General features: G+C 58.2%; 23 protein-coding genes and 1 pseudogene. 9 read left to right on the forward strand and 15 right to left on the reverse strand.

Annotated features, from left to right (window positions below):
• Positions 1-26 precede the first annotated feature (26 nt).
• Both cysS and BLT26_RS09445 read right to left on the reverse strand, forming a co-directional pair.
• Complete coding sequence (gene cysS / locus BLT26_RS09440; protein ID WP_091512619.1) at positions 27-1,400, reverse strand: cysteine--tRNA ligase; 1,374 nt, start codon at positions 1,398-1,400, stop codon at positions 27-29.
• Between the two features lie 122 nt (positions 1,401-1,522).
• Positions 1,523-3,196: a glutamine--tRNA ligase/YqeY domain fusion protein gene (locus BLT26_RS09445; RefSeq protein WP_091512623.1), complete on the reverse strand. Its 1,674-nt coding sequence runs from the start codon at positions 3,194-3,196 to the stop codon at positions 1,523-1,525.
• Between the two features lie 232 nt (positions 3,197-3,428).
• Between BLT26_RS09445 and BLT26_RS09450 the strand changes: the two genes are divergently transcribed.
• The 4 genes from BLT26_RS09450 (at position 3,429) to BLT26_RS09465 (ending at position 6,457) form a co-directional block, all read left to right on the forward strand.
• The gene (locus tag BLT26_RS09450; RefSeq protein ID WP_091512626.1) at positions 3,429-3,938 is read left to right on the forward strand and encodes a peptidylprolyl isomerase; all 510 of its coding nucleotides are present in this window, start codon (positions 3,429-3,431) and stop codon (positions 3,936-3,938) included.
• A 52-nt stretch (positions 3,939-3,990) separates the two neighbouring features.
• Positions 3,991-4,716, forward strand: coding sequence for a UDP-2,3-diacylglucosamine diphosphatase (lpxH, locus tag BLT26_RS09455; RefSeq protein ID WP_091512630.1), 726 nt, complete (start codon positions 3,991-3,993; stop codon positions 4,714-4,716).
• Positions 4,717-4,811: 95 nt separating this feature from the next.
• On the forward strand, positions 4,812-5,972 hold the full coding sequence (locus tag BLT26_RS09460) for a saccharopine dehydrogenase family protein (protein WP_175453073.1): 1,161 nt from the start codon (positions 4,812-4,814) through the stop codon (positions 5,970-5,972).
• Positions 5,969-6,457 (forward strand): DUF2269 family protein, encoded by a 489-nt coding sequence (locus tag BLT26_RS09465; protein ID WP_091512636.1) that lies wholly within the window; start codon positions 5,969-5,971, stop codon positions 6,455-6,457. Before BLT26_RS09460 ends, BLT26_RS09465 begins: the two co-directional genes overlap by 4 nt.
• A 30-nt stretch (positions 6,458-6,487) precedes the next feature.
• Here BLT26_RS09465 and BLT26_RS09470 read toward each other — a convergent pair whose 3' ends face one another.
• Together BLT26_RS09470 and BLT26_RS09475 are read right to left on the reverse strand one after the other, a co-directional pair.
• Positions 6,488-7,120: a malonic semialdehyde reductase gene (locus BLT26_RS09470; protein ID WP_091512641.1), complete on the reverse strand. Its 633-nt coding sequence runs from the start codon at positions 7,118-7,120 to the stop codon at positions 6,488-6,490.
• Between the two features lie 39 nt (positions 7,121-7,159).
• Positions 7,160-7,642 carry a DUF3429 domain-containing protein gene (locus BLT26_RS09475; RefSeq protein WP_091512644.1) on the reverse strand — a complete coding sequence of 161 codons (483 nt, stop codon included), beginning with the start codon at positions 7,640-7,642 and terminating at the stop codon, positions 7,160-7,162.
• 104 nt (positions 7,643-7,746) lie between these two features.
• On the opposite strand from BLT26_RS09475, the gene BLT26_RS09480 reads away from it, so the two are divergent.
• Positions 7,747-8,010 carry a DUF3081 family protein gene (locus tag BLT26_RS09480; protein WP_091512647.1) on the forward strand — a complete coding sequence of 88 codons (264 nt, stop codon included), beginning with the start codon at positions 7,747-7,749 and terminating at the stop codon, positions 8,008-8,010.
• Here the strand turns inward: BLT26_RS09480 and BLT26_RS09485 are convergent.
• Positions 8,007-8,636: a MiaE family protein gene (locus BLT26_RS09485; protein ID WP_091512651.1), complete on the reverse strand. Its 630-nt coding sequence runs from the start codon at positions 8,634-8,636 to the stop codon at positions 8,007-8,009. The genes BLT26_RS09480 and BLT26_RS09485 overlap by 4 nt on opposite strands.
• A 101-nt stretch (positions 8,637-8,737) precedes the next feature.
• Positions 8,738-9,475: an iron-containing redox enzyme family protein gene (locus BLT26_RS09490; protein ID WP_091512654.1), complete on the reverse strand. Its 738-nt coding sequence runs from the start codon at positions 9,473-9,475 to the stop codon at positions 8,738-8,740.
• Between the two features lie 136 nt (positions 9,476-9,611).
• Here BLT26_RS09490 and BLT26_RS09495 point away from each other — a divergent pair, with 136 nt between their 5' ends.
• A complete protein-coding gene (locus BLT26_RS09495; protein WP_245720662.1) occupies positions 9,612-10,619 on the forward strand; it encodes a DNA replication terminus site-binding protein in 1,008 nt (335 codons plus the stop codon).
• 35 nt (positions 10,620-10,654) lie between these two features.
• On the opposite strand, the gene BLT26_RS09500 is transcribed toward BLT26_RS09495, so the two are convergent.
• The 3 genes from BLT26_RS09500 to BLT26_RS09510 form a co-directional block, all read right to left on the reverse strand.
• Positions 10,655-11,089, reverse strand: a complete 435-nt coding sequence (locus BLT26_RS09500) for a hypothetical protein (RefSeq protein WP_091512657.1) — start codon at positions 11,087-11,089, stop codon at positions 10,655-10,657.
• Positions 11,080-12,078, reverse strand: coding sequence for a lipid kinase (locus BLT26_RS09505; RefSeq protein WP_091512663.1), 999 nt, complete (start codon positions 12,076-12,078; stop codon positions 11,080-11,082). The genes BLT26_RS09500 and BLT26_RS09505 overlap by 10 nt, the downstream gene beginning before the upstream one ends.
• Positions 12,079-12,166: 88 nt before the next feature.
• Positions 12,167-12,622: a DUF1289 domain-containing protein gene (locus BLT26_RS09510; protein WP_091512666.1), complete on the reverse strand. Its 456-nt coding sequence runs from the start codon at positions 12,620-12,622 to the stop codon at positions 12,167-12,169.
• Between the two features lie 319 nt (positions 12,623-12,941).
• On the opposite strand from BLT26_RS09510, the gene acnB reads away from it, so the two are divergent.
• The 3 genes and pseudogenes from acnB to BLT26_RS16275 all read left to right on the forward strand — a co-directional run bounded on the left by acnB (position 12,942) and on the right by BLT26_RS16275 (position 17,137).
• Complete coding sequence (acnB, locus tag BLT26_RS09515; protein ID WP_091512670.1) at positions 12,942-15,557, forward strand: bifunctional aconitate hydratase 2/2-methylisocitrate dehydratase; 2,616 nt, start codon at positions 12,942-12,944, stop codon at positions 15,555-15,557.
• Between the two features lie 890 nt (positions 15,558-16,447).
• Positions 16,448-16,705, forward strand: a pseudogene (locus tag BLT26_RS09520) (hypothetical protein); the annotation flags it as partial.
• 96 nt (positions 16,706-16,801) lie between these two features.
• Positions 16,802-17,137, forward strand: coding sequence for a hypothetical protein (locus tag BLT26_RS16275; protein ID WP_139169465.1), 336 nt, complete (start codon positions 16,802-16,804; stop codon positions 17,135-17,137).
• A gap of 198 nt (positions 17,138-17,335) precedes the next feature.
• On the opposite strand, the gene BLT26_RS16280 is transcribed toward BLT26_RS16275, so the two are convergent.
• The 6 genes from BLT26_RS16280 to BLT26_RS16745 form a co-directional block, all read right to left on the reverse strand.
• A complete protein-coding gene (locus BLT26_RS16280) occupies positions 17,336-17,662 on the reverse strand; it encodes a hypothetical protein (RefSeq protein ID WP_139169467.1) in 327 nt (108 codons plus the stop codon).
• A gap of 184 nt (positions 17,663-17,846) precedes the next feature.
• A complete protein-coding gene (locus BLT26_RS16285) occupies positions 17,847-18,200 on the reverse strand; it encodes a hypothetical protein (protein ID WP_139169469.1) in 354 nt (117 codons plus the stop codon).
• A 154-nt stretch (positions 18,201-18,354) separates the two neighbouring features.
• Positions 18,355-18,699, reverse strand: coding sequence for a hypothetical protein (locus BLT26_RS16290; protein WP_139169471.1), 345 nt, complete (start codon positions 18,697-18,699; stop codon positions 18,355-18,357).
• A 282-nt stretch (positions 18,700-18,981) separates the two neighbouring features.
• Positions 18,982-20,454, reverse strand: a complete 1,473-nt coding sequence (locus BLT26_RS16295) for a hypothetical protein (RefSeq protein WP_139169474.1) — start codon at positions 20,452-20,454, stop codon at positions 18,982-18,984.
• Positions 20,445-20,978 carry a hypothetical protein gene (locus BLT26_RS16300; protein ID WP_175453074.1) on the reverse strand — a complete coding sequence of 178 codons (534 nt, stop codon included), beginning with the start codon at positions 20,976-20,978 and terminating at the stop codon, positions 20,445-20,447. The genes BLT26_RS16295 and BLT26_RS16300 overlap by 10 nt, the downstream gene beginning before the upstream one ends.
• A gap of 752 nt (positions 20,979-21,730) precedes the next feature.
• Positions 21,731-22,075, reverse strand: coding sequence for a DUF5992 family protein (locus BLT26_RS16745; protein ID WP_425435279.1), 345 nt, complete (start codon positions 22,073-22,075; stop codon positions 21,731-21,733).
• Between the last annotated feature and the right edge of the window lie 22 nt (positions 22,076-22,097).

Genomic DNA, 22,097 nt, shown 5'->3' on the forward strand with positions numbered 1-22,097 from the left:
TGCTGCCCGTCATATCGTCGGGGCAGTTATTCCCGCCGCCACTTGGTTCCCTCGCGGGAATCCTCCAGCACCACGCCCTTGGCCTTGAGCTCCTCACGGATCTCATCGGCACGGGCGTAGTTCTTGTCCTTCTTGCTCTGCTGGCGCTCGGCGATCAGTGCTTCGATCTCATCTTCGGAGATTGATTCCCCCCCGCGCGCCTGTTTGAACCAGGTTTCCGGGTCCTGCTGCAGGATGCCCAACATATTCCCGCCGGCCAGCAGCGCCGCCTTGTGTTGCGGCTTGTCGCCTGCCGCTGCCTTGTTAAGCTCGCGGGCAATGCGGTGTAGCTCGCCAATGGCCACCGGGGTGTTCAGGTCGTCGTGCAGTGCGGCCATAAAGGCCTCGTCCTGGGCGGCGTCCTCCGCTGCCACTACCGACTCGCTGTCGCGCAGGAAACCGTAGAGCGTATCCAGGCTCCGCCAGGCCTGGTCCAGCAGGTCCGCACTGAAGTTCAGCTCAGAGCGATAGTGCGCCGACAACAGGGCAAAGCGCAAGACTTCCCCCGGGTACTGCTGCAGCAGGTCATTGACCATGCGGAAGTTGCCCAGGGACTTGGACATCTTCTCGCCTTCGATATTGACGTAGCCGTTGTGCATCCAGTAGCGCACGAAATCTGTGCCATTGGCGCAGCAGCTCTGGGCCCGCTCGTTCTCGTGGTGAGGAAAGGTCAGGTCGCGACCACCGCCGTGGATGTCGATGGTGTCACCCAGGTGCTTCTTGATCATTGCCGAGCACTCCAGGTGCCAGCCGGGCCGGCCACGGCCCCAGGGGCTGTCCCACCCAGGCTCGTCCCCCTTGGAGGGCTTCCAGAGCACGAAGTCCCCGGCGTACTTCTTGTAAGGGGCCACCTCCACCCGGGCGCCGGCCAGCATGTCATCCAGCGAACGCTTGGACAGCCTGCCGTAATCGGGCATGGAATCCACGGCAAACAGGACATGCCCCTCGGCGGCATAGGCGTGGCCCTTGTCCAGCAGCGCCTCGATCATGTCGATCATTTCCGGCACGTGCTGGGTGGCGTAGGGGATGATATCCGGCTCCAGGTTGTTGAGCGCGGCCATGTCCTCGAAATACGCCTGCGAAAAACGCGCCGACAGCACCCCGATATCCTCGTCCTGGTCGCGGGCGGCCTTCATGATCTTGTCGTCAATATCAGTGATATTGCGGGCGTAGACCACATCGCCGAACTCCCGCTTGAGCAGGCGGTATAGCGTATCGAACACCACTGCCGGGCGCGCGTTACCGATATGCACGCGGTTGTAGACCGTGGGGCCGCACACATACATGCGCACGCGGTCCTCTACCAGCGGCTTGAAGGGTTCTTTCTGTCCCGAGAAAGTGTTGTAGAGCTGTAAGGCCATGACTTCCTTAAATGCCTGAATCTTGATTCGCACCGACTTTCACAACATCCGGCGCACTCGGTGAACACTGGATCCCGGCCTGCGCCGGGATGGCGAATCAGCGATCCGCCGCAGTGTGCTGCCTACTTGTTCTGTTCCTTGGCCCAGCTGTCACGCAGGCCGATGGTGCGGTTGAACACCGGCCGGTCCGCGCTGCCGTACTTGTTGTCACGGCAGAAGTAGCCCTGGCGCTCGAACTGGTAACCCTGCTCCGGCGCGGCGCCGGCCAGGCCGATTTCCGCCTTGCAGCCACTCAATACCTTGAGGTTGTCCGGGTTCACATGCTCGAGGAAATTCTTGCCACCGGAGGCCGGTGCCGGGTCCTCGAACAGGCGGTCGTAGAGGCGTACCTCGCAGTCCACGCTGCGGTCCGCAGAGACCCAGTGGATCACGCCCTTGGGCTTGACGCCGTCGGCCGGGTCCACGCCCAGGGTATCCAGGTCAACGGAGCACCGTACCTCGACGATCTCGCCACTGTCGTCCTTTATGACTTCCTCGGCCTGGATCACATAGGCGTTGCGCAGGCGGACTTTCTTGCCCAGCACCAGCCGCTTGTATTTCTTGTTGGCCTCCTCGCGGAAGTCCTCTTTCTCGATATACAGCGTGCGACTGAAGGGCAGCTCCCTGGTGGGGAGGTCATCGCGCACCGGGTGGCCTGGCGCGGACAGGGTCTCCACCTGGCCCTCCGGGTAGTTGGTCAGGGTAACCTTGAGGGGCTCCAGCACGCACATGGCACGGGGGGCGTTCTTGTCCAGGTCGTCGCGAATGCAGTACTCCAGCATACCCACGTCCACCACGGAATCGGAGCGGGTGACGCCGATCATCTCGCAGAAATTGCGGATCGCGGCCGGGGTCACGCCGCGACGGCGCTGGCCGGACAGGGTCGGCATGCGCGGGTCATCCCAGCCGTCCACGTGGCCCTCGTCCACCAGCTGCTTCAGCTTGCGCTTGGAGACCACGGTGTAATTCAGGTTCAACCGCGCAAACTCATACTGGCGCGGGCGCGCCGGCACCGGCAGGTTCTCGATAAACCAGTCATACAACGGCTTGTGGTCCTCGAACTCCAGGGTACAGATGGAGTGTGTGATCCCCTCGATGGCGTCGGACTGGCCGTGGGCGAAGTCGTAGCTCGGGTAGATGCACCATTTGTCGCCGGTCTGGTGGTGAGCCATCTTCTTGATGCGGTAGATGACCGGGTCGCGCAGGTTGATATTGGGCGCGGCCATGTCGATCTTGGCCCGCAGGCTGCACTCGCCCTCTTCCATCTCGCCGTTTTTCATCTGTTCGAACAGCGCCAGGTTTTCCTCCACGCTCCGGTCGCGGTAAGGGCTGTTGCGACCCGGCTCGGTGAGGGTGCCGCGGTATTCGCGGGCCTGCTCCGGGGTCAGGTGGTCCACATAGGCCTTGCCCTCGCGGATCAGGTGCAGCGCCCAGTCGTGCAGCTGGTCGAAATAGTCCGAGGTGTACTTGACGCCGTCGGCCCACTCGAAGCCGAGCCATTCCACATCCCGCTTGATGGAAGCGACGTACTCTTCCTCTTCCTTCGCCGGGTTGGTGTCGTCAAAACGCAGGTTGCACGTACCGCCGAACTCTTCGGCCAGGCCGAAGTTAAGGCAGATGGACTTGGCGTGCCCGATATGCAGGTACCCGTTGGGCTCCGGCGGGAAGCGCGTGGCCACCTGGGATACCCTGCCCTCGGCCAGGTCTTCGCGGATGATGTTCTGCAGAAAGTGAGCGGGCTTGCTCTCGGATGTCATAGTCTTCTCTTACCACTGTGCGAACGTAAGCGGCGGATTATAGCGTAGTTGGCGGCGGGAATACCGGCCCGTGACTGGTTGATTTTTCGACACCGTGTCCCTTTTCAACCCCCTTGCCGCCGGCAGCTGGACATTTTTCACCCAGCGGGGATGCCGGCGTGGAATTGCCGTTTTACTGCCATGGGCGACACGGTATCATGCCGCCCCAAGTTCACCCCGATTAGGATGTTTTATGATCACCCTGCACACCACCCACGGCGATATCGCTATTGAGCTCGACTTCGACAAGGCGCCGAAGACCGCAGCCAACTTCCTGCAGTACTGCCGTGACGACTTTTACACCGGCACCATTTTCCACCGGGTGATCGATAACTTCATGGTCCAGGGCGGTGGCATGACCCCTGATATGGAGCAGAAGCCCACCCGTGAGCCCATCGAGAACGAGGCGGACAACGGCCTCAAGAACGACACCGGCACCCTGGCGATGGCGCGCACCATGGACCCGCACTCTGCCAGCTCCCAGTTCTTCATCAACGTCAATGACAACGATTTCCTCAACCACCGCGGCAAGGATCCGCAGGGCTGGGGCTACTGCGTGTTCGGCAAGGTCGTCGACGGCATGGACGTAGTGAACAAGATCAAAAGCGTCAAGACCGGCAGCAGGGGCTTCCACCAGGACGTGCCGCTGGAGAGCATCGAGATCACCGGGGTCACCATCTCCGACGATTACTCCGGCAAGTAAACACGCCGACCAGTAAATACGCCAAGAAGAAAAGCAGACAGGAAGACCCGCCTTGCCCAGCTACCTGATCTCAGACCTGCACCTGGATGAGAGCCGCCCGGCGATCACCCGGGCGTTCTTCGACTTCCTGCGCGGCCGCGCCGCCGGCGCCGAGGCCCTCTACATTCTCGGCGACTTTTTCGAGGTGTGGGTCGGCGACGACGATGACTCGTCGCTGGCCGGCGAGGTGGCCACCGAACTCAGCCGCTACAGCGGCACCGGCGCCGAGCTGTACCTGATGCACGGCAACCGTGACTTCCTGCTGGGCGAGGAATTCGCCCACCGCGCCGGTGCCATCCTGTTACCAGACCCGAGCCTGGTTACCCTCGCCGGGCAGCGGGTTCTGCTGATGCACGGTGACAGCCTCTGCACCCGGGACGAGGAATACATGGCATTCCGCCGCCAGGCCCGGGACCCCAACTGGCAGGAAGCCCTGCTGGCCAAACCGCTGGCAGAGCGGCGCCAGATCGCCGACCAGATCCGTGCAGTGTCCAAAAGCATGAACAGCCGCAAGGCCGAAGACATCATGGACGTGACACCCGCCGAGGTGGAGGCGGTCATGCGTAAGCACGGTGTCCGCACCCTTATTCACGGCCACACCCACCGCCCGGCAACCCACACTCTCGATATCGACGGCGATCCTGCCAGGCGTATCGTGCTGGGCGACTGGGGGGAAAAAGCCTGGTGTGTCCGGGCGGACAAGAATTCCCTTGAACTCATCGACTGGGACATAGCATGATCTGCCGGAGGGGATAAATTGAATGCCCCGGAAAGGTCCTTGACGGAATGGAAGTGAGGGCCGGTGGCATGGCAGGGGGTACAAGGAGCGGCAGTTTGGTCAGAAATCTCAGCAAACGCGTACTGATTCTCGGCGGCTATGGCACTTTTGGCTCGCGGATCGCGCAGCTCCTGGCCGATCGCGATGATATTCAGCTGATTATTGCCGGGCACAATCGCTCCAGGGCCGAGAGCTTTGCCTCCTCCCTCCCCGGTCTCGCGGAAGGCCTCAGGCTGGAGCGGGATTCGGTCAACCTCCCCGCCCAGCTCAAGGCCCTGCACCTGGACCTGCTGATCCATTGCGCGGGCCCCTTCCAGGGCCAGGATTACCACGTGGCGGAAGCCTGTATCCGGTCCGGCATCCCCTATATCGATATCAGCGATGACCGCCGCTTTGTCTGTGACTTCCATCGCCTGTCCGCCGAGGCGGAACGCGCCGGGGTGACACTGGTTTCCGGCGCCAGCTCCGTGCCCGGCCTCAGCTCCGCCGTATTGAGGGAACTGCGCACGGAATTCGGCGGAATAGATGCGGTCGAGATCGATATCGCCCCGGCCCACCGCATCGCCCGGGGGCTGGCCACCGTCCGGGCCGGATTCGAGTCCCTCGGCCGCGAATTCCCGATCCTGCGCGCCGGCGAGTGGCGCGAGACCTACACCGGCGACCAGTTGCGCAAGACACGCCTGGCCCACCCGGTGGGCACGCGCTGGGTGTGCAATTTCGACGTGCCCGACCTGGAGTTGTGGCCGCGTGCCCTGCCCGACCTGCGCCACGCCCGCTTCGGCACCGGGGTCGAACCCCGCACCCTGCAACTGGGGTTGGCAGCCTGCGCCCGCCTGGCAAGGCACAACCTCCCCGCCACGCAACCGTGGCTTGCCCGGCTGGGACACCGGCTGGCGGCGCGCTGGCCGGGTGGCTCCGCCCACGGCGGCATGCAGATCCATATCGGCGGACGCGACCGCGACGGCAGGCCGCTGGGCTATCGCTGGCAGGTTCTCGGGCTCAACGGCGACGGCCCCTGGATACCGGCCGCCCCGGCCGCCGCCCTGGCCAGGAAAATACTCGACGGAAACTACCAGGCTCCGGGGGCCCGGGCCTGCTGGGAACTGCTGGACCTGCGTGAGATCCTGCTGGAGATGAACCGGTTTTCGATCATCAGCGCCTGTGAAAGGATTGATACCAGCAGCGGAACGCCGCTTATGCCCGCCCTGCAGTCATGACCGCCTATCTGCTGTTCAAGGCCCTGCACGTGCTCAGTGCCATGGTGGTATTCGGCACCGGGGTCGGCATCGCCTGGTACGCACTGCGCGGCTGGCTTAGCGACGACGTACATATCATGCGGTGGGTGAGCGCCGAGACAGTTCTCGCCGACTGGGTTTTCACCTCCATAGCCATCGCGCTGCTACTGTTCAGTGCCGGGGGCATGGTCTTTGCCAGCCCCACCCTGCTGGACGCGGGCTGGCTGCGCGCCTCCGTGCTACTTACCGCGCTGGTGTTCTGCCTGTGGCTGCCCGTGCTCGGAATCCAATATAAGCTGCGCGCGCGATTAGACTCCGCAGGCCGTGAAAAACAGGGTTCTGAGTCGGGACCACGCCCTGGTGCCGCAACGCAACGGCTGGCGCTTTACTGGTGCCTGCTGGGGGCGGCGGCGCTACCGCTGATGATTGCGATAGTATTCCTGATGGTGCTCAAGCCCGCGCTATAGGCCGGGCGCAGTTCCCCCGCTTCCTGCCGGCTACAGAATCTTGCAGACCTCTTCGAACTCAAACCTGGGGCTACGCGGGTGCAGCAATTCGGGGTTCCCGTATCCCAGGTTGCACAGGAAGTTCGAGCGGATATGGCTCTCGGGACAATGCTCCTGCTGGAAAGAGTCGCCCTCACTGGCTTCCCGGAAGAATTCGCGATCCACCTGCTCATTGTCAAAACCCGACATGGGGCCGCAATCCAGCCCCAGGGCGCGCGCGGCGAGAATAAAATAGCCACCCTGCAGCGACCCGTTGCGGAATGCCGTAGCCGCTGCCAGCTCGGTGTTGTCCTCATACCATTCCTTCGCCGGGGCATGGGGGAACAGCCTGGGCAGGTAATCGTAAAACCGCAGGTCGTAGGCGATGATGGCCGTTACCGGTGCCGCCATGGTTTTCTGGACATTGCCCTCGTTCAGTGCCGGCCGCAGTCGCTCCTTGGCCTCCTTGCTGCGCAAAAACAGGATGCGCGCCGGACAGCAGTTGGCACTCGTGGGACCCATTTTCATCAGGTCATAGAGCCTGTTCAGCGTGTCATCGCTCACCTGCCTGTCGAGCCAGTGGCTGTGCGTGCGCGCCTCGGTAAAGAGCTGTTCCAGCGCCTGTCGGGAGAGAGCGTGGCCCATATTTGCCTCCTGTTAACGAAATTTCCCTGCCGTGCAGTGTCACCCGGTGCGCACCAGCACTGCGCCCAGCATGACCAGGTGGCAGGCAATTACGATATAGCTGACCCTGCTGCGTGTGCGAAAGTAATCGTACAGCCCGGGCAGGTTGGGATTCAGTCGAGCCTCGGCCCAGCGCGTAAAGGCAAAACCAAGCGTCAGCAACAGCATTCCCCAAGGGAGCCGATACAACATCAGGCCCACCCAGGCACCGAGACAGACCAGGTTGCTCAACAGGGCCAGCGCCATCCGGTGCGGGTGACTGGCCCGGTTAAGTGCCCCGCCCCACCAGATGCCGCACAGGAAACTCAGGATGCAGGCACTATAGGCGCTGAACAGCAGGCGCCCGTCCACGCCGAGCAGTTCCACACGCGAGAATTCCATGTAGATACCGAGAATGAACGGCACGACTCCCGCATAGGCGAGCGCGTCGAACAAACGCGTGTTGCGCTCCGGTGTCGTTATTCTTTCGTCCAGTTGAGTCATGTAGGCTAAGCTGACATGCTTGGGGTTTGGCGGTCCGTCTTGCACTGTTACTGCACGACGTCGCGAGCCAACTAAGCTTAGCGCAAACGATGGCGGGAATCCCTGTGGAGCAGGAACATAAAATAGACGTCAGGCAGGCACTGCGGGCCTTCGACCGAATCACGAGGGAAGGTGAGAAAAGGGATGACGGCTGGCACTACCAGGGCCTGACGGCCAGCACCGATTTCGACGGCTACACAGTCTTCATCAGCTCGGCTAAAGTCCGGCTCACCATCTTCTTCCACAACAAATACACGGTGGACTACCGCAACGCGTTCGAACTGCACGAGTTCGCTGAGCAGCTGCGCAAACTGGACAAGGCCCGCTAGCTTTTTGCCGGCACACCACTGTGGAAGCGGAACTCACCATCAGCCGACTCCACCAGCGACCGCTCGACCTCGAGCAACTCGCGCACCCGGCCCGAGATATCCTCGCCCGCAGCATTCCGGGCGAGCGTCAGGTAATCGCGGAAATGACGGGCCTCCGACCTGAGCAGGGAGAGGTAGAACTTCTGCAACTCCTCATCGAGCTGGGGGGCGATACGGGCGAAGCGCTCGCATGAACGCGCCTCGATGATCGCGCCGCAGATCAGCGTATCCACCAGCCGGCCGGGCTCGGCGCTGCGCACCTGCTCCCGCAGGCCGGCGGCGTAGCGGGACGCACTGACGTGCGGGTACGCGATGCCGCGCTTCTGCATGATCGCCAGCACCTGTTCGAAGTGGCGCAGCTCCTCCCGCGCCAGGCGGGACATCTTGTTCAGCAGGTCGAAGTTATCCAGGTAGCGGAACATCAGGTTCAGCGCGGTGCCCGCCGCCTTCTTCTCGCAGTTGGCGTGATCCACCAGCATCAGCTCCGGCTCCGCCAACGCCGCCTGCACCCAGGCGTCCGGCGTGGGGCACAGCAGGAATTCATGGATTGCGGAGAGGTCGGGAACCGGCTGGCTGGTAGTCGTCATTGGGCACATCGAACGGTATTGGCGGATTTGAGGGCGCGATTATAGCGGCGACACCGCTGCACGGGAATGGCGCGACGGCAGTGCCGTGAACCGGGAGGGCCTCAGAAGCCCGCGGCCCGGGCGGCCACCAGCCCGGACTTCTCTGCCACCTCGTCGCGGTAGTGCAGCCATCCATGTAACACCCGCCCCATCCAGTGCAGGACAGCCGCGCGGTCCTCCTCGGCTACCAGGTCGAGCATCAGGTGCCAGGCCGAATGGCGATGCGCCCGTTCCACCGAACGCTGTGCGCGTTCCAGCAGCAGGCAGTTGGCCGGCAGGCCGTAGTGGCGCACCAGCGGGTGCCCCTGCGGTCGCCGGCGCGGCGGTCGCTCCTGCCCCGGCTCCAGCACCGCCCGCTCGTAGCGGGTTCCTTCAAGAAATAGCGTGGTAACCGCGGCCGCCACCGCCCAGCCGTGATGGCCGGTGGCGTCATCAAGCACCGAGCGGTACTCCGCCGCGCGCGGCAGTAGCCGGGGATGCCGGAAGCGATCCAGGTTCATGCCCAGCGCCCGGGGAATTTCCAGGTACAGCTCCGCATGGGGAGCGGAGCCACTGACCTGCCCGGTTTCCTCCTCGTAGAGACTCTCCGCCAGCTCCCGGCGCGCCTTCGGCAGCGGGCACTGGATAAAAGCACGCCCCAGCATCACGGAATAGTCCCGCACCCAGGTCGCGTACTCCTGTTCCAGCAGGATATGCAGCTGCTCGGCGGGAACCTGGCCGTGCTCGAATGCCGGTTCCGACCAGTGCACCTTGCGCTCCATGACCCGCAGCAGCGAGTCCTTGAATTCACAGCGATTCATAACCGCCAATGGTAGGAAGAAGCGGGCAGCGCCGGTAATCGTTTGCCCTGGCAAACCTCCCTTTCCGGCTGGCTCCCGCCCTCTCTGGAGGTGCACTGCGCGGCTATATTGATAACGACTTAACAAGTGTCTTATTATGGGCACAAATTCCTTCCGGGAGCCCAAGGTGGCCAGCAATCACAGCCGAGAGCTAGAAATCGCCAGACTGGCGCGGGACATCGCCCCGCGCCTCGATCATGTCTACGAGCGTGCGGCCCTGCTGCGCAGCGAGCTGCAACGCCTCGAGGACTCTCCGCGCCGGTTCGAGCACTACCTGTTGCAGCCCGCCTTCGCCCGGGATGCCGCACTCCAACTGGAGGCCGGCTTCGACCGCCCCTTCGCCCTGGCTGGAGAGCTATATGCGGCCCTGGACCACCGGGACAGCGCCGGCGGAGATGCCAGGACCACCCTGCAGGTTCCGGGTCTGCTGGCCGTTCCGCGGCGGACGATCGACGCCGCGGCCGAACTCAATCTCGCCAAACAGGGCTTTGCCACCGCCGTGAGCGAATTCAGGCGGGCCCTGGATCACCGCCCCGCCTCCGAGCGCGACCAGCGCCTGCGGGAGCTGCTTGCCGATGCAGGCCACCCCCGCGCACATCTCAGGCAGTGCTACCGGCAGGTCCTGCTCTGCCCCGCACACCCGGATGCCATCGCCCTGTCATGGATCAAGGCGCGCAAGTCCATTCGCAAGGTCACCGCGGACTGGTGTGAACAGAAGCTGGTGAAGCTGGACCCGCAGGGCGCGGACCCCGGCATCCAGTACCAGCGCCAACTGCTGGCCGGGCTCGACCGGCGCCAGCACGGCGACCTGCGGCAGGTCCAGCTACAGAGCCGGCCCAACCTGCAGGTGGCGGAAATTTTCCGAGGGGACAACGTTCAAGGTAAGAATGCGGAAGGTGGCGGCCAGGCCGGGGAGGAATACCGGCAGGTTGGCTATGCGGCCATGCCGGTGCTGGTCCTGGCCGATGAGAAAGGCCGCCTGCCGGAATTCACCCGCGTGGGCGACGAGCCTGCGGCGGGCCGGCGACGCCAGCGGCGGGACCTCGCACTGTCGCGGGAGCCATTCTTACCGGCCCTGCGGGTATACCTGCGCAATTCGTCCTGAAGCATGGGGACGCTTAACGCACGGCACCAGTTCAGTCAGGACTGGGCGAGCCCGGCGAGGGTCTGCTCTACGTCATCTTCGCAGCGCTTGAACAGCTCCCGGTAATTCTCTCGCAGAGGTGCCAGCTCGTCACCGCGCAACAGGGTGAGCAGCTCATGTTCGGCATCGCGCCGCTGCAGCAGCACCCTGGTGGTTTCATCGGGGGAAAACATGGCTTCCAGCCGCTGCAGTAACTGCTCGCCGGTTTCCCGGTCGCGGTCGGGCACCGACGGCAGCTCCCCCAACGCCCGGATTTCTTCCGCCACACGCTCGGCGAGCTCGTCCCGACCGCGGGCAATTGCCAGGCAGCGCTCGCTGGCCTCCGGATCATCCAGGAACTCGGCCGCATCGCGGTAATTGTCCGCGCTGTGCCTGAACGCCATGTGCAGGTCGTTGAGGGCTGTTTCCCTGTCGTCTCGAATCAGTGCCATGCTTCGCCGTTCTCCATATCAGAATTGGGTCTCCCGCCGGTACGCCGCTCACCAGAGAGTCCGGCATTACCGCGGGCAGTGAGTTCCGGCGCATCCCGGGGTACGACCACCTCGAGTACCTTTTCCCTTACCTTAAAGGTCGCCGGCGTCTGTGTCACCGGCTCGCCGTCGGCATGCACCTCCATGTGCTCGGGGTTGGTGTCGATCTCTATCTCGCGGCCGGCGGCGTTGAAAACGCGCCGTACCAGGTCGTGCCTGCCGCCGCGCAGCAACGGTGCAAGGGTCACCAGCTCCCAGAGCCGCTGCGGCCGCACACTGTACAGATCCAGCAGCCCGTCGTTGATGGTTGCGTCCTGGTCGACCACATTGCCGCCACCATAGAAGCGGCCGTTACCCACCGCCAGCTGGATGGAGCGCAGGGAGTGCTCGTGCCCGTCGATCTTCAGCCGCACCCGGAACTGGTCGCTGCGGGCCAGCGCCGCGCCCATCGCCTTGAAGTAACTGAATACGCCCCAGCGCTTCTTGACCTCGTCAGTCAACTCCCGGGTTACATGGACACCCAGGCCGATGTTCGCAACATTGAAAAAATAGTGGCCGTTCACCTCACCCAGGTCGATCCGGGTGCGGTGGTTGTCGGCGATCACGGCAAAGGCGCGCTCCAGGTCGCTGCCAATCCCCAGCGACCGCGCCAGGTCGTTGGCGGTGCCAAGTGGCAGGACGGCCAGCGGTTGCCCGCATTCCAGCAATACCCCCGCGGCCGCGCTGATGGTGCCATCGCCGCCGCCAATGATAACCAGGTCGAACTCATCGCAGCGCGAGCGGATCGCCTCGTGCATTTCTTCCACGCTGCCCGATTCCACCCGCTCTACCTCTATGCCCGCCTCGCGCAACTGCTCCAGGCCTGCCGCCAGGTCTGCAACGGCTGCGGCACGGCTTTTCGGGTTGAGCACTAGCAGGGCGCGCTGTGGCGCCGGTGGTGACTGGCCGATGGGGGCAACTCCTGTTTCTGAACGGGCGCGGGACCTGCGCGGGCGCCCACCTGATCCTGTTAAAGCTTAGCCGTGCCCGGCCGGGGCCTCAGGCCCGCTGCAGGCCGGGCGCAACGAAGCGCAGGTAGTAAGCGACCGAGAGCCCGTAAAAGTCCTCGTCGATGCGCCGGCGCAATTCCACCAGCGAAACACCCCGGGCCTGGGGCGTCGGCTGCAGGCCATACTCAGCCGGCTCGCGGATCTGGCTGGCGCCGGCCCGCAACAATTCAAACACCCAGCAATACGGGCTCTGCTGCTCGTCGAACCGGATCTGCTGGTGGCGCAGCTGCGCCTCCAGCAACGCCTGGTCGACAATCTCCAGCTGGCTGCGCACGGCATTGGCCAGGTAGCCTTCGCGACGGTCGGCAATAATCCGCCGCTGCTCCTCGGTATAGGCGTTCCAGTCAATCACCTCGTGGGCGAAACGCTTGCAGCCGCGACAGACATCGTCGCCAATGCCGGTAGAACAGACGCCGATACAGGGAGTACGGACTTTCTTGTACATCTATTAACCAGAAGCTTGCAGTGGTTTCATGAGCCGGCCGCAGAACGGCGATAAAATCGAGCCCGTAGACTATTTTGTTTGCATCCTGATGGGAAGATGCCCGCCCACCTGTGCGCACTTTACGACCAAAATTCACCGCACAAATAGTCGTAATTCGCGTAAGTTATTGATTTTTCAATCAACTTAACAGCTGTGGGGCTTTCCTGTAGAATCCGCGCCCATCCCCAGCGGCCAAGAAACCGGGAAAACCCGCAGTGAAATAACCGCGGTGAATTCCACCAGCTGTTGGTCCACCCCACACACAAAGAGGGACTTATCCGTGCTTGAAGCCTATCGCAAACACGTCGCCGAACGCGCCGAACAGGGTATTCCGCCCAAGCCTCTGGACGCCGAACAAGTGGCCGGGCTGGTGGAACTGCTGAAGAACCCGCCTGCCGGCGAAGAGCAGGAACTGGTAGACCTGATTACCCACCGCGTACCGCCGGGTGTGGACGAGGCCGCATACGTGAAGGCCGGCTTCCTGTCCGCCGTCGCCAAGGGCGAGACCGAATCCCCGCTGATCGACCGCGCCCACGCGGTGAAACTGCTGGGCCAGATGCTGGGTGGCTACAACATCTCCACCCTGGTTGACCTGCTCGACGACGGCGAGCTGGCCGAGCTGGCTGCCGAGCAGCTGAAAGGCACCCTGCTGATGTTCGACGCCTTCCACGACGTGGAAGAGAAAGCCAAGGCTGGCAACAAGCATGCCCAGGCGGTGATGGAATCCTGGGCCGAGGGCGAGTGGTTCACCCAGCGCGAAGCCGTGCCCGAGAGCATCAAGGTTGCCGTATTCAAGGTCACCGGCGAAACCAACACCGACGACCTGTCCCCTGCCCCCGATGCATGGTCCCGCCCGGACATCCCCCTGCACGCGCTGGCCATGTACAAGATGAAGCGCGACGGCCTGGAACCGGAAGAGCCCGGCGTCACCGGCCCGCTGAAGCAGATCGAGGAAGTGAAGGCCAAGGGCCTGCCGGTCGCCTTCGTCGGCGACGTGGTCGGCACCGGTTCCTCACGCAAGTCCGCCACCAACTCCGTGCTGTGGTACTTCGGCGAGGAGATGCGCGGCGTTCCCAACAAGAAGTCCGGCGGCATCTGTATCGGCGGCAAGGTGGCCCCGATCTTCTACAACACCATGGAAGACGCCGGCGCGCTCGTTTTTGAAGCCCCGGTCGACGACCTGAACATGGGCGACATCATCGAGATCCGCCCGTACGAAGGCAAGATCCTGTCCGAGGACGGCAAGGTCCTGTCCGAGTTTGAACTGAAGTCCGACGTGCTGCTCGACGAGGTTCGCGCCGGTGGCCGTATCAACCTGATCATCGGCCGCGGCCTGACCACCCGTGCCCGCGAGTCCCTGGGCATGGGCCCGACCGACCTGTTCCGCAAGCCCGAGCAGCCCAACGACACCGGCAAGGGTTACACCCTGGCCCAGAAGATGGTGGGCAAGGCCTGCGGCATGGAGGGCGTGCGCCCGGGTACCTACTGCGAGCCCAAGATGACCACCGTTGGCTCCCAGGACACCACCGGCCCGATGACCCGCGACGAGCTGAAGGACCTGGCCTGCCTGGGCTTCCAGGCCGAGCTGGTGATGCAGTCCTTCTGCCACACCGCCGCCTACCCGAAGCCGGTAGACATCGACACCCAGCACAAGCTGCCGGACTTCATCATGAACCGCGGCGGTGTTTCCCTGCGCCCGGCGGACGGCATCATCCACAGCTGGCTGAACCGCATGCTGCTGCCCGACACCGTGGGCACCGGCGGCGACTCCCACACCCGCTTCCCGATGGGCATCTCCTTCCCGGCGGGCTCCGGCCTGGTGGCCTTCGCCGCCGCCACCGGTGTCATGCCGCTAGATATGCCGGAATCCGTGCTGGTGCGCTTCAAGGGTGAAATGCAGCCGGGTATCACCCTGCGCGACCTGGTACACGCCATCCCCTACTACGGCATCAAGCAGGGCCTGCTGACCGTGGAGAAGAAAGGCAAGAAGAATGCCTTCTCCGGCCGCATCCTTGAGATCGAGGGCCTGGACAACCTGACCGTGGAGCAGGCATTCGAGCTGTCCGACGCCTCCGCCGAGCGCTCCGCCGCCGGCTGTACCATCAAGCTGTCGGAAGAGACCATCGCCGAGTACCTGCGCTCCAACATCACCCTGCTGCGCTGGATGATCGCCGAGGGCTACGGTTCCCGCCGCACCCTGGAGCGCCGCGCGCGCGCCATGGAAGAGTGGCTGGAGAACCCGCAGCTGATGGAAGCCGACAAGGACGCCGAGTACGCCGAGGTGATCGAGATCGACCTGGCCGAGATCAAGGAGCCCATCGTCTGCGCCCCGAACGACCCGGACGACGCGCGCCTGCTGTCTGAAGTGGCCGGCGACAAGGTGGACGAGGTGTTCCTGGGCTCCTGCATGACCAACATCGGCCACTTCCGCGCCGCGGGCAAGCTGCTGTCCCAGCACAAGGGCAGCATCCCCACCCGCATGTGGATTGCCCCGCCCACCAAGATGGACGAGCACCAGCTGATGGAGGAAGGCTACTACAACATCTACGGCGCCTCCGGTGCCCGCACCGAGATGCCCGGTTGCTCCCTGTGTATGGGTAACCAAGCGCGCGTGGCGGCCAACAGCACCGTGCTGTCCACCTCCACCCGTAACTTCCCCAACCGCCTGGGCGACGGTGCCAACGTGTACCTGACCTCTGCGGAACTGGCCTCAGTGGGCGCCATCCTGGGCAAACTGCCCACCCCGGCGGAGTACCAGGAATACGCGAAGAACATCAACTCCATGGCGGCAGAGATCTACCGCTACATGAATTTCGACCAGATCGAGGAGTTCCAGAAGTCTGCCGAGGAAGGCAAGCGGATCGCCGCGACCGAGATTCAGGAAGTGAGTGTTTAAGCGCTAGTCTGGCCTGAAACGAAAAGCCCCGCCCTGTAAGGCGGGGCTTTTTTTGTTCATTCCCATCTGAAAACCTACGCTCGATCCGACACTCCTAGGGGCACCTACCCGCCTCTAGACTTCCCCCCTCCTTAGCCGGTACTCCCAGAGAGCACTGGATTTCCATACCACTCTGCCTCGTAGACATTAACAAACGATGCTTTTCATTGACATCACCGGCCTCCCCTATAGCATTAGAATTTGGGTCACCCACACCCCAGCCACAACGTCGATTTGATCAAGTTTTTACGGGATATTCCCGCTATCGCCGTGGTTCCTAAGAGCAACAAAAACATGGAGGAAGCGAACCTTGAGCAGCAATCATAATTTTGGAGTCAGCGAGGCTCACGCAAAAAAGTGATTATTTTTTGCTCTATTGATGAAGTCAGCTTTGGCATATACGGGGATTTTGAAGGCGGGAAGGAAATCGGATCGCTAAGAGTTCACAATGATGGCCGGGTATCCTTTGGAACTATCTCGCAAGCACCCGGAACCTGTGATTACTGGGGCTACCAGTTTTCATTTGATGCAACCACAGAAGGCGGGAAAAACATGCTGAGCTTCATATTGTCAGCTAAGGCCATGAATAAACCCATAAATATATGGTATTCACCCGCTCCAAACCCGGGAACTAATCAGACCAGCGGTTGCACAGAATTGAATTTGGCAGTTCCATCTAGCCTGGCTTTTCAAAAATAAAGCCGCGTTCTTCCTTCCTCTTCCGTGCTCTGACCTCTGTCTGGAGGAAGCAGGAGTCTGATTGCCGCTGGATTACCCGCGCTAGCGACGTCCAAAACCGACCTCCAAGATGGAAACCTGGCATTTATATCTAGGCCATGTGGGTAATGACCAGCTTCAAGCGCCGCGCGCGCGTCATGGAAGAGTGGCTGGAGAACCCGTAGCTGATGGATGCCGACAAGGACACCGAGTATGTCGAGGTGATCGAGATCGGCCTGGCCGAGGTCAAGGAACCGTTCGTTTGCGCCCCGGACGAAGCGCACCTGCTGTCTGAAGTTGCCGGCGACAAGGTGGACGAGGTGTTCCTTGGCTCCTGCATGACCATCGGCCACTTCCGCGCCGCGGGCAAGCTGTTATCCCAGCAAAAAGGCAGCTAATCTTTATTCCACGTCAATAAAAAGGATGACGCTCGCATTCCCTCTACTTATAATTAGAAAAACCATTAAGTTAAAGTTTAGGAGAAAACCATGAAGATACAAATCTGCTTGCTAACCTTATTTTCAACCTACTTCCATTCTGCTTTTTCTCATGCCGCCAGCACTGGTCCTCATTATATAGAGACCGTTAAAGCACAGTGGACTGGCACCTATGTAAAGCTGAAAGATTTTGTCAATAGCGACACGTCTGTACAATGCGAGGGTAGCACCTTCTACTTCACTAGCAGCACAGCCAATTACGAAACCAGGACTTCTTTTCTCCTCGCTGCCTTTATGGCAGGAAAACCAGTGAACATCACTTACTATGACTGCAGTTCAAGTTCACCTCATATTGAAGTTGGGTCCGTGCTGCTGTCCCAAGAATAATCTTTGAAGCGAGCAGCAGTAGCTGCTCATTATTTTTACTCACTTGGCCTGCTAAAATGCTCTTTAGGAATTGGCCAACTCCGAGCCAGCACAGTTTCAACACTCTATAAACTAATGAACAGGCTAAATTTACCACGTCATCATATAGATCCTAAACTAGGCAGAACCCACAGCTTGCCCATCGCCGACAATCTCGATTTACTTAAGCTTGACCATGACAATCTGTGGGCGATCTGCTGAACATTGGCTACCGATTATAGTAAAAATTACCGGCTTTCCTGATGCATAAGCTGTCAAGACCATCGACTTTGATATATCCGACGCGCCTCCTGCCATATGGTATTTATCCTCATAGCGACAATCGAAAGGATTAACGAGACTAGCCTCATCGGTCTTGATATACAAGCCATCACCGGAAGTCCAGTTTTCCACCGCAACAATTTTGACTGCCGCAGTTTGCATATTAGAGCCGTGCGTAAGACCACAAGCAAGCATAAGGACCGAAACCAGAATAATTCGATTCATGAAGAACTCCTATAATAAATTTTGAGCCAACCTACAGAAACAATGAGAGGCTGCGGTCCTGCTTAGCGAACACGGAGGAACTTGCTGTTCGCCATGAAAGTTGCGTGGCTAGGGCAGTCGTCTCGGGGAGATACGTTTCCCTTTCTAATAACAACACCCACGGATAAAATTCAATCTTGGCGAGTCATTGATAAAGGGCTACCTGAACGATTATTGGTCGGTTTTCGGGCGCACAACCACCGCCACCTATATTTAACCCCGGATCCGCGCCAGAGGTTATTGCAGCCAATACTACTGAGCGACTCACCGCTGAGGTGGCTTTCACGTGATAGCCCTCCAACTTTGAACAGCTAGCCGGGTTGGTCAAAATTTCCTGATCAGTCTCGACATATAATGAGTCATTTGGATAATTCTCTGTACCAACCCATTTTGATATTTTTATAATTTTTACACGTCCAGTGGCCTCATTCGTAGCCGAATAGCTTAAACCCAGTGTGAAAACGATCAGAAGAATAGAACGCTTACCATTAAAACTCATTACGTTTTCCTACCAGGTATCGACTAACTGAAATTCTGAGACCGAAATTTCAAAGTGTGTCACACACTATATAGTTTTAGAGGTGCCTTAGAGATTACCCCTTTAACTGTAAGTAAACTCAGCTCAAAATCGGTTAATACGAATCATCGCCTTGTTATTGTGGTACTGTTTTTACATGTTGGATCAGTGGGTAGCCATCAGAAGTATGCGGGCTGCAGCCCTCGACCCACAGCCGCACCTGTTTGCCTGACGTGTAGGCGGCAAGCATCAATGCGTAAATCTCGCTGAAAGCCGGATTATCCAGCTTACTGACCACATACCAAGTCGGGTCACAATCAGCATTTACTGAAGCATCGGATATTTGGAAAATACCGTAGCCGCCATGGCCGGAATGCGCGTAAGCGACCTCTATATCGACCGGTGGCGTCCAGGTACCTGCGCTTGCGGGCACTGTGAACAAGGCAAAAGCGGGCAAAATTGCCTGGAAAGCTCTTTTCATAATCTGACCTTTTTAAAACAATTATTTGCATTACTCGAAAACAAAAATTAGCAGACTGTACATCGACAGTTGCTCACGTGGTATAAGCAGCCAGCACGAGGCTCAGCTGTGCTTTGCTTTGCTACCTTCAATGTTAATTTGAAATGCATAGTACCAACCATGGTTGCTGGCAGATACGGGCCAGCTCACTCCACGAGGCTTCATCATTATATATCCCGCACTCTCTCGCAAAATTACCGATCTTTATTTAAAAGAAAACATAAAGATATAGCGGCACATGAATCAATTAACATCGAACGATATAGTTTTCGAGGAATAAATTCCTTTTGTCTCTCGAGGCGAACCGCCAGAAAAAATGAGCTCCCACCCTTCACACTGAGGACCCCACGCCCCACCGCATCCTTGGTATTCTGTACAATTCCTTAGATTGATATCTACGGAGTGCGATTGCCCGAGAGTTTGTGTAAAGGTAATACTTCCGCTATGCGAATCACCTTGATAATCACTGGAATAAGCCAACTTTCCGTCAACCAAAAGATCCATAGCACAATACCTCTCCGCAACGGAAACGCGGCTATCACGAGCAACAAATGAAATTGAGACTCGGTCCAAATCTCTTACATCATTATTGACTGGCTCGCCTGGGCAGCCCATGACAAACGCCCATTCAGTTCCCTCATTTGGGGCACCAACGTCCACTCTTACCTGGTTCGTATCAACTTCACTCTCAGTTACAAAAAAACTCGAGCTATGAAACCCGGATACTTCCTGCTCTGTGGAATATATTTCACTACCATTTAGCGTATAAATCCCCAGCTCATCAGGAATTGTATAGGCTTCAAACTCGAACTTTACCTCTCCAGGCTGATTTCCCAAGTCTTGGATAAAGGAGTAACTACCTTGGCCACCGCTTTTTACTAAGGGTGAACCACAAGCAATCACCTCAGTACACGCAGCACTTTCAAAATTTGCTGCAACAGCATCTACTTGGGCTTGTATCCTATTAATCAAATTGGGATTTTCTTCAAAATAGGCAGGAAAGCTGTGATTATTAGGTGTTGGTTTGCTTACGTATTGGTAGTTCCCGGGAAGAATATCTGTATGCAATAATCTTAAGCCATTAACCACAGTGTCAGAATTTAGGGTTGTATAACTTCCCCTTGAGACACTCTCAAATGGAACACTGTTTGTGACGGCGCCGACCAAGACCGCTCCTACCTGCTGATCTTTAGTTGGCTCATTAATAGAAATCCAATTTGAGGCCATCTTTGAGTAAAGTGATCCTTGAGAGTAACCTAACAGAACAATATTTTTACCCGCGTCCAAAACGGGCAAATATTGATTCAGATGGTTCCCCAAATCTGGCTGATTCAAATAATGCCTGGAATAGGCTTTTTCATAGGACTCAGTCCAGGAGTCTACGATTTTATTGGAGAACTCTGAATCAATGGCCCCCAATTCCGAGAGGCCATACTTCCAGAAGGTACTCCAGTTTTCTATACCCTTCTGGCGACCAGCCTCCACTACATCAAGAAATAAGTTTTCGGTCGAGACATATGAAAGCCTAACATCATATTGAGGGAATAGCGCTCTTATTTTCTGGTAGCCCAAATTGGCCGAAGTAGGATCCGTATTCATCCCATTAACGAAAAAGATCACTGGCTGCATTTTCTCACACTCAGCGGCGGTCAACTGCTGACTAACGAGCGTCGAGCCAACAAGAAAAACCCACCCTATAGACTTTCCTAGTTGCATTGGATATTCCTTCCACCCATTTCATTAATATTTGATAAATATGTTTCTAAATTAGCTGCATATGCTTTCGATCTCTTATAAGTATTAAGTGTCTTACTGATCAAATCGACGATTGCCTTTTCTGCAGCTTGCTCTCCTGCACTTATTGTCACACAACTCCTGGCTTTGATAAGCATCAAGTTTATATCTTGAGCAGGCTCCACGGTTCGAATGATCGCAGACTGCTGAGCTGCCGCAAATTGATATAGCGAATCCCTCACAGCTGGATCACTGTCATAGGCAAGACTGATGTAGCGCTCTATATCATCTCTCACGCCGTCGTTATCTGAATCAATTCCCGCGACAGTGGCTTTGCCTTCTTCACCAGGGTCTTGTGGGATAGAATCATCAAAAACAGGAACAAAAAAAGTGATCGATGAATTGCTAATTGGAATAAATTTAACAGGATCCCCTTGATAAACATCTGAGGGATTGATCAACTCCTGAGCCTGAGCACAAACAGATACCAAACTGAACAAAGTCAATATCAATATCCTTTTTCGCATGACTAAACTTCCTTTAACATAACGAGGTAGAATTAAATATCAGCCACTTAGATATACAACCAGGCCAAAAAAATAAAAAGTAAATTAACACACGGTATAATAGAGACAAAAAGACAATCTAAATAGGCGGCTCTTTTTAGGGAATATAAATAAATAATTAAAGAGATCAAGCTCACATGAAACTGACTAAAAATACACACAAGCAGAAGCCAAGATGCCCAATTTTCGCCACCGGTCCCTGAGCTCCATGCCATATAAATATAAGGCAAAAATGAAAGGATAAGTGGCGCCAGTAAAGCGTTGCCGGCCATTAAGAGAAACGAAATCCGGCGCACAGCCTGCACCGAGATAGACCTGATCAAGATTTCACCACCTTTTTTCTTGTAATTCTTGCACTAGGATAAGTCGCGCCCCAAACCTACGTATAAATTATTCGATTAAGATCAGCAGTTTGGAGTACGTCCTCTCTAGCGCCTCTCAATTTATATAGCCTATGACTGCCCTAGCCTTGTGGTCTCTACTGCTACAGTGCTACCCAGCTTAGCAGCAACCCGCCAGACTTAGCGTGCACCTGGGCCAGATTGCGATTAGATCGGTAATGCGACAGATTAAAGCGATCAAACCATAGCCAAATTAATTCGACCACAATCCTAACTCAAAGCCGCATATTATTCTGTTCCTGCCCGATAAGAAAAAGTGCGCGCAGCACGCCAAGTGCTGCTAGCGGAAAATTAAGTATGTAAATCAACCGACACGGCACTCTCGCAATCAGAAGAATCCGTGTAACTGTATATACTAATTGAATTGCCGGACACCAGGGCACTAGTAGCTAAAGTAAAAGCACGGTCAAAGACTCCGTCGGTTCCCGCATGCTCTCTCCGAAATTTTGCCTTGCCATTGCAGCTATCACTCGTCCCTCCCGAGTAAAAAACCCAGAAAGCCTCCTGATTTTGTGATGTTGCCGATACCTTCGTCACTAAAGCCTTTTGAACAATAAAGCCTCCGGCAGCAGATGAGGGAAGAGAGATAAGCCCGAAAAAGATCACAATGAAGAAGTTACAAAGTCTCATAAGCATCCATAGCAAATAATGTTAACCA

It is taken from the genome of Microbulbifer yueqingensis, assembly GCF_900100355.1.
In the GTDB taxonomy this organism is placed as follows: domain Bacteria; phylum Pseudomonadota; class Gammaproteobacteria; order Pseudomonadales; family Cellvibrionaceae; genus Microbulbifer; species Microbulbifer yueqingensis.